Origin of the sequence: Bradyrhizobium guangdongense, from assembly GCF_006483445.1 — a bacterium.
GTDB lineage: Bacteria > Pseudomonadota > Alphaproteobacteria > Rhizobiales > Xanthobacteraceae > Bradyrhizobium > Bradyrhizobium guangdongense_A.
This window is the reverse complement of the sequence record NZ_PPPT01000220.1, coordinates 1-12,378: the sequence shown is the minus strand read 5'-3', so window position 1 is coordinate 12,378 and position 12,378 is coordinate 1. Positions and strand designations below refer to the sequence as shown.

12 protein-coding genes are annotated in these 12,378 nt (G+C 63.4%); 7 read left to right on the top strand and 5 right to left on the bottom strand.

The genetic code is table 11. The annotated features are described in order from the left end of the window. Nucleotides 1-493: 493 nt before the first annotated feature. Complete coding sequence (locus C2U70_RS28685; protein ID WP_140981997.1) at nt 494-976, bottom strand: response regulator; 483 nt, start codon at nt 974-976, stop codon at nt 494-496. A 414-nt stretch (nt 977-1,390) separates the two neighbouring features. Here C2U70_RS28685 and C2U70_RS28680 point away from each other — a divergent pair, with 414 nt between their 5' ends. From C2U70_RS28680 to C2U70_RS28665, 4 genes are all read left to right on the top strand, one after another. Further along, nucleotides 1,391-2,101 carry a Crp/Fnr family transcriptional regulator gene (locus C2U70_RS28680; protein ID WP_140981996.1) on the top strand — a complete coding sequence of 237 codons (711 nt, stop codon included), beginning with the start codon at nt 1,391-1,393 and terminating at the stop codon, nt 2,099-2,101. Between the two features lie 200 nt (nt 2,102-2,301). Next, entirely contained in the window at nt 2,302-3,009 is a 708-nt protein-coding gene (locus tag C2U70_RS28675) for a Crp/Fnr family transcriptional regulator (protein WP_140981995.1), read from the top strand. 168 nt (nt 3,010-3,177) lie between these two features. Beyond that, nucleotides 3,178-3,555 (top strand): Hpt domain-containing protein, encoded by a 378-nt coding sequence (locus tag C2U70_RS28670; RefSeq protein ID WP_140981994.1) that lies wholly within the window; start codon nt 3,178-3,180, stop codon nt 3,553-3,555. Between the two features lie 99 nt (nt 3,556-3,654). Next, nucleotides 3,655-3,900, top strand: a complete 246-nt coding sequence (locus C2U70_RS28665) for a hypothetical protein (RefSeq protein ID WP_140981993.1) — start codon at nt 3,655-3,657, stop codon at nt 3,898-3,900. A gap of 48 nt (nt 3,901-3,948) precedes the next feature. On the opposite strand, the gene C2U70_RS28660 is transcribed toward C2U70_RS28665, so the two are convergent. Further along, nucleotides 3,949-4,563, bottom strand: a complete 615-nt coding sequence (locus C2U70_RS28660) for a helix-turn-helix domain-containing protein (protein WP_140981992.1) — start codon at nt 4,561-4,563, stop codon at nt 3,949-3,951. A gap of 342 nt (nt 4,564-4,905) precedes the next feature. Here C2U70_RS28660 and C2U70_RS28655 point away from each other — a divergent pair, with 342 nt between their 5' ends. The 3 genes from C2U70_RS28655 to C2U70_RS28645 all read left to right on the top strand — a co-directional run bounded on the left by C2U70_RS28655 (nt 4,906) and on the right by C2U70_RS28645 (nt 8,516). Then, nucleotides 4,906-6,069, top strand: a complete 1,164-nt coding sequence (locus C2U70_RS28655; protein ID WP_140981991.1) for a hypothetical protein — start codon at nt 4,906-4,908, stop codon at nt 6,067-6,069. A gap of 618 nt (nt 6,070-6,687) precedes the next feature. Continuing rightward, on the top strand, nt 6,688-7,902 hold the full coding sequence (locus C2U70_RS28650; RefSeq protein ID WP_140981990.1) for an EAL domain-containing response regulator: 1,215 nt from the start codon (nt 6,688-6,690) through the stop codon (nt 7,900-7,902). A gap of 194 nt (nt 7,903-8,096) precedes the next feature. Continuing rightward, the gene (locus tag C2U70_RS28645) at nt 8,097-8,516 is read left to right on the top strand and encodes a DUF3551 domain-containing protein (protein WP_140981989.1); all 420 of its coding nucleotides are present in this window, start codon (nt 8,097-8,099) and stop codon (nt 8,514-8,516) included. A gap of 203 nt (nt 8,517-8,719) precedes the next feature. Here C2U70_RS28645 and C2U70_RS28640 read toward each other — a convergent pair whose 3' ends face one another. From C2U70_RS28640 to C2U70_RS28630, 3 genes are all read right to left on the bottom strand, one after another. Then, entirely contained in the window at nt 8,720-9,814 is a 1,095-nt protein-coding gene (locus C2U70_RS28640; protein ID WP_140981988.1) for an ABC transporter ATP-binding protein, read from the bottom strand. A 22-nt stretch (nt 9,815-9,836) separates the two neighbouring features. After that, the gene (locus C2U70_RS28635) at nt 9,837-11,588 is read right to left on the bottom strand and encodes an ABC transporter permease (RefSeq protein ID WP_140981987.1); all 1,752 of its coding nucleotides are present in this window, start codon (nt 11,586-11,588) and stop codon (nt 9,837-9,839) included. A 7-nt stretch (nt 11,589-11,595) separates the two neighbouring features. Next, on the bottom strand, nt 11,596-12,378 hold a 783-nt coding region (locus C2U70_RS28630), incomplete at its 5' end, for an ABC transporter substrate-binding protein (protein ID WP_140981986.1).

The window sequence follows — 12,378 nt, the reverse complement described above, 5'->3', positions numbered from 1 at the left end:
CGCAACAGATCATCCATGAGATACGCCTTACTAACCTGGACTTCGCGGCCGGCCGGCGGCCCTTGATCACGTCGGCCTAGCGGCCTCTCGCGACCGGCACCTTTGCCAAGCAGAGGAGAGAAATCGACGGAGAGCCCTCTCCTGAATGGTTAGACACTCCCTTTCACGGTCCCGTTAATTTCCACCTCCGTGCTAATACGGATATTGAAGACAACTGAAGCATTTGCGCCGAAGGACGAGTGGTTTTCGGCAAGCTCGCGGAACTCACACTTGCAGCGTCGAGCGCGCGCAACTTTTCTGACGGTGGCGAAGCGGCGTTACGAAAATGTTGAGGCTGCGGAAGGCGCTACGCGGGCGCCGCGCAATTTGAACCAAATTGGCGTCGTGCGCGAATGCACCAACACCTGACATCTTGCGGAGGCCGGCCAACGGGCGCGCGCTCCAGTCACGGTAAATAATTCGTTAGCGCGGCACCCGACGCAATGCCGGCGCGCTAACCCAAGCGTTTGGCTTTCACGTCGGAGCGCGTGGCATCCGCCGGGGACAGGCACTCGTTGATGACGGCGAGCAGTGCTGCCGCCGTGAAGGGCTTGCGCAGGTAGCGGGTCGCCCCGAGTTCGAGCGCCATCCTCAGAAAATCCGGCGCCGGCGAGTTGACGTCGGCGAAGGAGTAACCCGTCGTTGCGACCAGCGGGATCGTCGGTGCCTTCTCGTGAAACAGCCTCACCGACTCGAAGCCGCGCATATGCGGCATGAAGATGTCGATGATGATCAGGTCGAAGCGCTCGCGTTCGAGGGCCCGCAGTCCGGCCTCTCCGCCGCTCGCCATCGTGACTTCAAAACCATCGCGCTGAAGATGAGCCTCGATGGCCATGCAGACCATGGGGTCATCGTCGACAACAAGAATCCGGCGCAGACGTTCTGTCCCCGATTGAGTTTCTCGTTTCGACGATTCAATAATTGAATCGTGGGGCACTCCCTTCTCCTTTGGCTTGAGGCGAAATGCGGGATGTCGCGCGGGCCGCCCCGTCCGAGCGCCGCGCTGAATACGAGCGATGACCAATGATTGAAGACCGGCGGCAGGCGCGCGGGATCGCCCGTGTCATCAAGACGTCATGGCGCCCGCAGCATCGTGGCTTGCTGACCGGCAGCATGCGGCTCATGATAGCCCCCTTGCCGTTTTCTCCCGCCCGTTGGGCGCGACCCAGGCAGCGCCGCCAGGTCTTTGCGAATCACGCCGTCCACATTTCCGCCGCAAATGCGGCAGGCTGTCTGCCCTCTAACGTAAATATAGACCAATGCACAACTTGTACCTTACATTCTAGTAACGCTGCAACTAGACAATGAAGCGGCGCTCGACCCCAATCCTTGAGAGCATGATGGGCTTCGCATGACCGAGAGCGGCCGACCGTCAAATCAGTTGCTGCAGGCGCTCGACGCGGACGAATTCGCACTGCTGCAGCCTCATTTGTCGACCGCTGCTTTGGCCAGAGCGACGATTCTCGGCGAGCAGGGCACCGCGCAGAAGCACGTCTACTTCCCGCATGACGGCGCCGTGTCGCTGACGGTCAACCTCGCCGAGGGACAGACGATCGCGGTGGCGTTGCTCGGGCGCGACAGCGTCATAGGCGGCGGTGCAACGCTGGCCGACGGCCGGGCGACGACCGACACGGCAGTGCTGTTTCCCTGCACGGTGTCGGTCATCGAGCTTGCGGCCCTCCGGGACGTGGCCGACAGGAGGGCGCGATTTCGTCGCTTGATCGTCCGGCACGAACAGGCCTTGCTGGCGCACGCCCAGCAATCGCTGCTGTGCAATACGCTGCACCCGGTCGAGGCCCGGCTGTCGCGCTGGCTGTTGCGCGCGCGTGACCTTTACGATCGCGAAACCCTGCCGCTGACACAGGAGCTGCTCGCGCAGATGATCGGCGTACGCCGCAACGCCGTCTCCATCGTCGCCCATACGCTCCAGCAAAGCGGCATCATCAGGTACAGCCGCGGCCAGATCGAGATCGTCGATACAGAGGCGCTGGCAGCGACGTCCTGCGGGTGCCATGACGCGGTGAAGACGCAGTACGAACGCCTGTTGAAGGCTGAGCCATGACCGCGCCGCAACCGGAGGCAGCGGCTCGTCTGCATGCCAGCGTGCACATACGCATGCACAGCAATACGACTGCGCCAAATGTCCCAATTGCCAATATATCCCAACGGTCAGATGATGGAACCTAGCCTGCGCAGGGATGGGCGGACGGGACTTGCGCAGCGAGCGGCGCTTCGTCAGCCGGGATAGGCGAGAGGCGGGCTATGGAATTGACGGCGCGTCCACCCAACGGCTTCCTGTCCGCTTTGTCTGCGGACGACTATGAATTGATCCGTGCGCAATTGCGCACCGTCGACCTGCCGCACGAAGCCGTGCTGGTCGAGACGGGCGACATCCTCAAGCGCGCCTATTTCCCGCACCGTGGCGTCATCTCGCTGGTGGTGAAGCTCGCCAAGGGAGAGCATGTGCAGGTCGCCATGATCGGGCGCGACAGCCTGCTCGGCGCCTTCTCCGCCATGGGCGAAGCGTCGGCGCTGAACACCGCGATCGTGCTGGTGGCCGGAACGGCGTCGGTGCTCGAGCTCGACCGGTTGCGCGCGGCCGCCGACCAGAGCGCGAGCCTGCGCGCCCTGCTCGCCCGTCATGGCCTCGCGGTCTATGCCCAGGTCCAGCAGACCGCCGGCTGCAATGCCTCCCATCCCGTGGAGTCGCGGCTGTCGCGATGCCTGCTGCAAACCCACGACCTGTCCGGCGACGTCCGGCTGCTGCTGACCCAGGAGGCGCTGGCGCAGATGATCGGGGCGCGGCGCAACAGCGTATCGCTGGTCGCCAACACGCTGCAGCATGCGAACTACATCCACTACAGCCGCGGTCATATCCAGATCAACAATCTCGACGGGCTGCGCCAGACCGCATGCGAGTGCTACGCGACGGTCAAGACGCAATACGAGCGGCTGCTCGGATCTTCATGAGCGCGACCGCCGGGCCGCCGCAGCGGGCGTGGTAAACGCCGTACTGATGCGCGACGAAAAAAGCCGGCGGAATTCCTACGACAACCGAAATTTTCGCAGGCTAGAAGCGCAAGCCGGGGGAAGCCTCCGTCTTGCGGACGGCGGCCGATCACAGGACGGACACGGATCATGCTCAAGACCACCGCCGGCACGCCAGCGTCGGCCGCCGACGCCGAGCCCGCGCGCATCCCTGGCGCGTTCGAGGAGTTGGCACGCGAGATCGGCCATGACGGCGCCTGCGAAGTCCGCGCGGTATTCTGGAACGACACCAATGCGCGCCTGAAGCGCTTCCGCGAGCTTGCACTCGATCAGCATCGCGATCGAATCGCGCGCGAGGCGCATTCGCTGAAAGGCTCCGCGCGAACCTTCGGCTATCGCCGGCTGGCCACGCTCGCCTTGCAGCTCGAGAGCAGCGTCGAGGCGCTGACGAATGCCGAATATTGCGGCCTGATGGACCAGGTCGACGCGGCCTATGCGGCTGCGCTCGAGCAAGAGCCGGCAAGCTAACCGGCACTCCGTTGCGTACCCGCCGTACTTCTACGGCGTGGAATTTTCACACATGGCTAATCATAGGTGGTGATAGTCGCCCGAGACCAGGAGGGCCTTATGTTCACCTATGAAACCGCGGACCAGAAGGAAGTCCGCCGCTTCCGCATCGCGCAGTTCAACGGTCGCATGGCGACGGTGAAATCCGGTAGCGAAACGGTGACGGGCTTCGTGCGTTCTGTGCTGGAGCAGGAATCGGCGATTCCGCCCCGCTGGACCATCACCATCATCCCGACCGCCAAGGAAGAGCCCAGGGCCTTGCGGCCCGTCTCGCGCGTGCGTCCCTTCGCGGAAGATCTCTACTGAGAACGGCCGGGCGGCGCAGTTCGCGCGGGCGCCCTCTTCACGACAGCTTCAGTCGATCGAGTGCAGCAGCGCAGCGCGGACCAGGTCCGCGGTGTTGCGGGCGCCGAGCTTGCGCATCGCCTCCGCCCGGTGGCTTTCGAACGTGCGCGGGCTGATCTGCATGCGTAGCGCGCCCTGCTTGTTGGAATAGCCTTCGCTGATCAGGCGCAGCACCTCGCGCTCGCGCTTGGTGAGCCGCTTCTGGCCCGACAGGTTGGACAGCTCGACGCTGACGGGGCGAGGGTCCTGCGCACGGGCGGACCTCGTGTCCGCGTCCGCCGAAAGCACCGCCGTGCCGGGCCGTTGCGGCCCGACGAACTGCTTGACGAGTGCACAGACCCGCTCGGTCTGCGCCAGCGCATTCTCCACCACGCGCTGGATGTAGGCGCGGTCGCCCGACACCGGTGCAAGCTGATCGCTGTGGTGCTTGATCTCGCCCATATAGAGCAGCAGCGCGGTCAAGGGACCGTTGAGCTCGCGGGCCATCGCGGCGGCGGCCTCGTCGGCCGTCTGGGCGCGCGCGGCATTGAGCCGGGAGAGTTCGAGCCCCTCGTGCGGAGACGTGTTGCCCTCGTACCAATCCGACGGTCGCGAATCAGCGGCCGTATCTTGCTGATGCCCCATATGAAACGTTTAACGGAACTCGGGCCGAATCGTGGTTAACTTTTTACTCCGTAAGACTACGGTAAATCGAGAGGTTTTACGCAAGATCCGCCGGAATTGTACAATTAGTGCTTGCGAATACTTGGGTTCCACCGTGCTCCGGTTGTGAAAACTGCCTATTTCTCGGGCTCCGGCAGAAATCCTCCGCGCGCGGCCACCCCCGGATCGCGGGTCCGTAGTTTTCGCATTTTACAGATTAATTAACGGCGACTTGCTTCTCTTAGCCGCAGTTGAGAGCGCGCAAATGCCTCCACGTGACGGGCCGATAACCCGTGCGGGAAACGCTGCGGAAGATTGCGTGCCATGGGCGAGATCGAACAGCTTTGGGAGTTTCTGCAGAAGCTGACGCCGCTGTCGCGGAGCTGTCTGCTGAGCGAACTCGAGCGGCTCGAGCTGTGCGGGATCGACATGCCCGGCTCGGCCGACATCGTGTCCAAGCTGCGCGCCGAATTCCGCAAGGACGGATCGACGGCGGCGCGCGCCAATAATCCGTCGCGCTATTTCTTCGCGCCGCTTGAACGATTCCTGATCGACGGTGCGCCCGAGCACGCCAATTCGGGCCGCATCTCGCGCAACACGCTGACCCCGATCTGGGAGTGGATCTGCCGCGACCTGCTGCCGACCATGGCGCGGGACTACATCAAGGCCATCACCGACCTGACCGACGCCAACGACCCCAAGGAAGCGTTGAAGATCGCTTCCATGTTCCAGACCAAGGTCGTCAAGGTTTTGGAAAATACGCTCGCCACGCCCGACGGCGACGAACTGGCCCGTACCAAGCTCGGGCAGTATACGGCCTCGCGCACCGCCTTCGACGACGTCATCAAGATCCTGCAGGTGCTGCGCTCGCATGACGCGCTGATGAAGTTCAATGCCAAGCTGCCGGAACGGATCGGCAAGCTCGACGATAGCCAGGCGGCGAAGGTCACGGCACTGCTGGATGCGATCCGGAAATCGCATCCCAACGCGCTGCCCTTTGCGATCGCACTGGTGGCGCGCCGCCTGCAGACGTCCTGGCATCTGATCCGCCTCGCGACCAAATCGGCGGCCAGCAAGAGCGCAAAGGACGTCGCGGCAACACCCTACGCGATCGCGGTTTTGATGGCGCTCGACCAGCTCGACGACAAACGGCTGGCGCTGCGGGTCGCACTCAAGCACAACCGCGTGCTGGTCGCGCGCGATCTCCTCGCCGATATCTACGACACCGAGTATGCGCTGCGGGTCCGCATCGACGACATCGAGCAGTCCGAATGGGGCGTCCGCCTGCAGCAATTGATGGATGCGATCTCGGCGCTGGTGGCCGCCGAGGTCAGCCGCTTCCCCGCAAATGTCGGCCACATCCTCGGCTCGCGCCGCCTGCGCAGCAACCAGTCGCTGACGGGAAAGCTGACCTATCTCGCGTGGAAGGGCCGCGACGCCGTCACCGACGGCGCAGCGGTGTTCCGGAAGCTGATCGGACAGACCTGAAGAAAGCGACTCAGCGCTAATCCCGCGACGCGCGCGGCAGCCTGAGAAAGCGGTCGAGAAACCGTCCCGACAGGACAAATCTGAACCACCAGACCATCATGCGCCGCGTCGTCATTGCTGCGGTCCTCGACGGCCGAACGCGTGTGCGGCCGCGAGCAGCAATACCGCGGCCGCGTTCGGACCCTTGTGAGGTGGTTCACAATTGCAAGACTGCCTGGTACGACCGCGCTCAAACGTCATCCGGGCGCGAGCGCGCCAAGTCATGATATCCTTGCCGCCGTTGGCACAGAGTCGTGAAGAGGTGCCCAACAGGCAGACGACAACCGGCAACTGATACCGTCATTATTCAATTGGGGCGGCGCGGCGTGCGGCGCGTCCCAATCGAGCCGCGCGGCGCCAGCACGCACCGACACATCGTCGCCGTTATGTCGTTCAATTTCCGCAACATCGGGACGGCGCGCCGCAAATCGCAAAATCTTCTCGAACGATTTTCGTACAATTTTACGAATGGTGTGCGCTCTAACGTTACTCGAATAATTCAACAATCAAGCTGAAGCTCTCCATATTTGAAGCCTCGCTCGCCGTTAAGAGACCGTCACGGAACGGGAGTGGTGTGCGATGAACGACGGGCTGGTTGAACTGGTCGGACGGAAACCTGCAATCTTCGGACGGCGGAAGGTGACGCCGCGGGCTTGTGTCGTGGACGGCAAGCGGCATTTGCGGGCCTTCCTCGGCGATATCCTCGAGGACCTCGGCTTCGTCACCAGCGAATGCGGCCGGGTCGACGATTTGCAAGGCGTCCTTGTCGCCGAACTGCCCGATCTCGTTCTGCTCGGCATCGCCGCCGACGGCATCGAGCCCGGGAAGATTCTGGAAACGCTGGTCCGCGAGCAATTCGCCGGCAAGGTTCTCGCCGTCGGCGCCCGCGAGTCGATCGTGTTGAAGGCAGTGCAGCAGGTCGGGCGGGAATATGGCCTCGATATGCTGCCGCCGCTGACCACGCCATTCGCGGCCGAGACGCTGCGCGACCGCATCGCCGTGCTGCTGCCGGACGAACCGGCGCCGAGCCCGGCAGTGCATGTCGGCGAGGCGCTTCATGCCGGCTGGCTCGAGCTCTGGTACCAGCCGAAGATCGACGCGCGCACGCTGGTTCGCTGCGGCGCCGAGGCGCTGGTGCGGATGCGGCACCCGACCTGGGGCGTGGTGCCGCCGGCCTACTTCATCCCCGAGCCGCATGATCCGCATTTTTGCGCGTTGTCGGAGTTCGTGATCGAACGCGCATTCCGGGACTGGCATTACCTGATGGAGCAGCAGAGCAAGGTCGATCTCTCGATCAACCTGCCGTCGTCATATCTGAGAGAGCCGCAGGCCGTGCGCGAGCTCTGTCGCCGCATGCCGACACATCCGGCGTTCCACGGGCTGACGATCGAGATCGGCAGCAACGAAGTGATCGAGGAGATCGGAGCGCTGAGCGACGTCGCGCGCGAGGTGCGCTTCCACAACATCGGACTTGCGATCGACAAAGTCGGCGCCAACTGGCCGGCCCTGACGGGCATCGACAAATTCCCCTTCGCCAAGCTCAACGCCGATCGTCATTTCGTCACCGGCTGCGGCAACGACCGCTTGAAACGGAACGTGTGCCGTCATGTCGTCGAGCTTGCCCGCGAGTACGGCGTGCCGGCGGTCGCCGAAGGCATCGAGAGCCGCGCCGACCTGATCGCCGCCAACGAGATCGGCTTCGACCTGGTGCAGGGCTATCTGTTCGGCAAGCCGATGCCGCTGAAGAAGTTTGCCCGGAGCTCGTTGACGCGGACGGTGACGGGAGGGGCGTGAGCCGCGCCGCGCGAATGTGCCGCCTTCCGATGCCCGCGCGAGGGATGAAGGTGGAGACACCGGCGGACAACATCTAATTGGTGCGCGTTCCTGCGGCTCCTGAGGCCCCGCTGCGCTCCGGGAGCATTGACTTGGATCAATGCTGCCGACGGCCAGCGTGTACCCGGTGTCGTGCGGACTTGGAGGACATTCCAATGCGCTCATTCGCTTTGACGATCTTGACGATGAGTATCGCCTTAGCAGCAGGGCACGCCCGGGCTCAAAAACACGATCCGGCTTTTCCCGTTTGCCTCGCCGTCGTCTCTTTCGGTGCCACCCACTATCGATGCAGCTACACGACGATGGATCAATGCAGGGCGTCGGCCAACGGTCAGACGTGCATCCTCAACCCGAATTACGCTGGAGCGTCGTCGAGAGCGAACAAGGGGCATAACTCGCGCCAAGCCGATCCAAGCGCGCTCGCTCGGACCAGAGCGTACGTGCCACCTCAGCCGCGGGTCCACTCGCGGGGCACGCCGTACAACCAGTCCAATGAACCGTATTACGGAGCGTCCCAAGGTTACGCGCCCGGCGAGAAGGAACAGTTCCTCCAGAGCGTGAGGCAAAACCTCTAGGAAACACCCGGTCCCGATCGGGCATGACGGCGAGTAGCGAGCGGGCCGATCGGCCGGCACGTGTCCCTCCTCAGCCGCGCCGGCTTTGCGCTTTCGCCGGCGGCGGACGCTTTGTCGAGATCGCAAGGTAGAACCTGTCGGCGAGATCTGCCGCCTGATCGCGCCGAAATGCCCTCGCGCAAACGGCGCAGGCGGTGCCGTCGCTAGTTGGAGGCCACGGTCCACAGCGACGATTTTGCGGCCTCGACCTGCACCACCTCTCCGAGCCGCATCTCCGTCAATGCAGGCACCTCGAAATGAAGCTCCCCCGCGCTCGTCCGCAGACGCAGAGATCGACGCGCACCCCGGTATACCGACGCGATGACCTCGCCGCGCCAGGCGGCGTCGACATCTTGCGAGATGGGCCCGACGCGGAGGTCCTCCGGTCTCACCAGCACACGCACGCTCTGCCCACACGAGAAGGACTGGTTTCCGTACGCGATGCCCTGCCAGCCCTCGCCCCGCACCTCGAACCGCGAAAGGTCCGGTGCAGCCGCCTCGACCCCGGTGACGACCGCATCCAGGAGATTGGGCGAGCCGAGAAAGCTCGCGACCGCTTCCGAATTAGGCCTCTGGTAGATTTCGGTGGGTGTCCCGATCTGCAATATCCGCCCGCCCCGCATGACCACAATCCGATCGGAGAGCGCCATGGCCTCGTCCTGGTCGTGAGTCACGTAAAGGGTCGTGATGCCCAGTCGCCTCTGCAGCGAGCGAAACTCGTCGCCCATCTGTGCGCGCAGCCGCGCATCCAGATTGCTCAGGGGCTCGTCGAGCAGCAGCACCTCAGGCTCGAACACCATCGCCCGCGCAATCGCCACCCGTTGCTGCTGTCCGCCCGAGAGAGCCGGCGCCGGCCGATCGGCAAAGCGATCCATTTCCACCAGCCGCAGCGCTCGATCCACTCGCTCGCGGATCTCCGCCGTCGACCGCCTACGCACCTGGAGCGGATAAGCGACGTTGTCGAACACCCGCATATGCGGCCAGATCGCGTAGGACTGGAACACCATGCCGAGTTGGCGTCGGTCGGGAGCAAGATGAACATGCCTGGCGGGTTCACTCACAACGCGCCGCCCAATCGATATCCGCCCGCCCGTTGCCTCCTCGAGGCCCGCCACCATCCGCAGCGTGGTGGTCTTGCCGCAGCCCGACGGCCCGAGCAACGTGACGAATTCGCCCGCCGCGACGTGCAGATGGATGCCATCCACCGCCGTGAACCCGCCGAAGGTCCTGGAGACGTTTTCGAGAAGCACTTCTGCCATATTCGTATCCCGATCGTTTCGATCACAGCGCGTTGACGTAGCGCTTGATGAGCCGCAGCTGCACCCAGCGAAACAGGAAAACCAGCGACATCATCATGAGGCCGACCACGCTGACTGCCTCGGCCTGCCCGTTCTCCCACATCCGCAGCAACACGACGGAGAGAACCTCCGAGCCCACCGAATACAGCAGCACCGAAGCGCTGAGCTCCCGCATGATGCCGAAGAACGTCAGCACCCAGCCAACCGCGAATGACGGCCACGCCAGTGCGACCAGGATCCGCCACAACGTCTGCCACCAGCCCGCTCCGTGAACGCGCGAGCACTCTTCAAGATCGAACGAAAGCTGATGATACGCGGCCGACATCACCCGCACGGAAATCGGGGTCCCCAGCGCGACATAGGCAATCAGCAAGGCCCAGATCGTGCCGTAGATGGTGATCGCTCCGGGCAGGAAGGCAAAACCCCAGAGAAAGCCGACGGCGAGCACCATGCCCGGCATCATCCAGGGCAGCCATGCCAGTACGTCGATCAGGCGGCGACCGGACCAGCGCGTTCGCGTCGACACATAGGCGACGATGCTGCCAAGCAACATGGTCACCGAAGCCCCGCCGAAACCGAGCAGAAAGGTGTTGCGGAACGCGCGCCAGACCTCGTCATTGCCGAGCACCGAGCGGTAATGATCGAGCGTCAGCATGTCCCACTGATAGAAGCCGAAGAACTGGAAGAACGAACCGAGCAGCAGCTGACCTATGGGCAGCACGACACTGACGAGGAAGAAGACCATACACAGGGCAAAGGTCAGCCAGCGCCACGACCCAAGCTTGATGACGCGCGGCGAATAGCCCTTGCCGGTTACGGTCTGGAAGCTACGGCCCCGCAGCATGCGCCATTGCCAGAACACCAGCAGGAACATCAGCGCCATGATGACGAAGCTCAGCGCGCTGGCGAACTGATAATTCGGAATCGATTGATGGTGGATGGAATTGTAGATCGCGGTGGTCACCACCTCGATCCGCGCAGGCGTACCGAAGAACAGCGGGGACTCGAAATTCTCGAGCCCGCGAATGAAGCTGAGCAGGAATGCCGTGATCACCGCCGGCATCATCAATGGCAGGCTGACCCGGCGGAACGTGCTCCACTGCGAGCCGCCGCACATGCGGCTCGCCTCCTCCAGCGCCGGATCCATGGCGCGAAAGGCCTCGACGACGAAAAGGAACAGGAACGGCGTCGAGTATTGCACCATGTGCCACACCACGCCGGAATAGGAATAGACATTGATCAGAGGCGTCTCGGAGCCGAACATCCTCTGCCAGACGAGATTGATCACGCCGACCTGCGGGTTACCGAGCATGCCCCAGGCCATCGCCGTGAGAATGGGCGGAACGAAGAACGGCAGCGTGATCAGGACCTCGAGCGCGCCGCGCATCGGCGTGTCCGTACGCGAGATGATCCAGCCGAACAAAACGGCCAGCAGGAGCGAGAAGATCGTCTTGAGAAGAGAGATGCCGACCGTATTGGCGAACAGCAGGGCGGTCGGCCAGGTGAAGACCTGGCGATAGCCCGACAGATCGAACGTCCCGGCAATTCCCGGCGGCGTGGTGTGCAGGCTGCCGTAGAGCAGCATCGACAAGGGATAGAGCGACAGGAATGCGAGCAGAAGCGCCAGCGCCGCGAGGGCCAGCCGCCGCGGCGCCTTGCCTTCCATCAGGCGGCCGGCACGAAACCCCAATCGCATCGATCCCGTCGCGACCTCGTTCGAGGACAACGTGCTCATCTGGCGCCTACTGATAGAGCTTGCGGGCCAGCTCCATCATGCTGGGGCGTTCCGCGAGAGTCGCCATGCCCATCAGCTTGGCATTGGCGAATATCTTGGCGTCGTCATTGGCGCGCTCCGCAACACCCTTCACCACCGGCAGCATCCAGGCATTCGCATAGAGGAGCTGCGAATCGGCTTCCAGGAAGTGATTGATGAGCAGACGAGCGGCATTCGGATGGGCGGCGTTCTTCAAGAGCGCGAACTCCATCTGCGCATAAGGCGCTCCCTCCTCCGGAATAACGACCTTGATCGGGAGCCCCTTCAGATCCGAGGCAAAGGCGAACACCTGCGGGACATAGATCGGGTACTCGCCGCGCGCGACGCGGCGCGCGTCGTTGCGCATATCGCGGCTGAAGATTGGCTTTTGATCGGCAAGCTTCTCGTTGAACGATGCTCCCATCTTGTTCTGGAGAACGGCGAACATGGTGTTGCCGCTGCCCAGAGGACGCATGTCGTCCGACAGGATCTTGCCCTTCCATTTGGGGTCGTTCAGGTCATTCCAGCTCTTCGGCTCCTCGTCGGCCTTGACCAGACGCGTATTGATCAGGATACCCATCGGCTGCACATAGGCGGGCACACTGACGTCCGATACCTTGAACGGCTCCCGCAGATTGGCAGCATTCGGAATCGCACCGACCTTCTGCACATAGTCGCCGGTCTTGAGCTGCTCCTCGATCATGGTCGTCGTGATGATCTCGGTGTCGCCGAGGAAGCGTCCCGCGGACTGCTCGGTACGGACGCGCTCGGC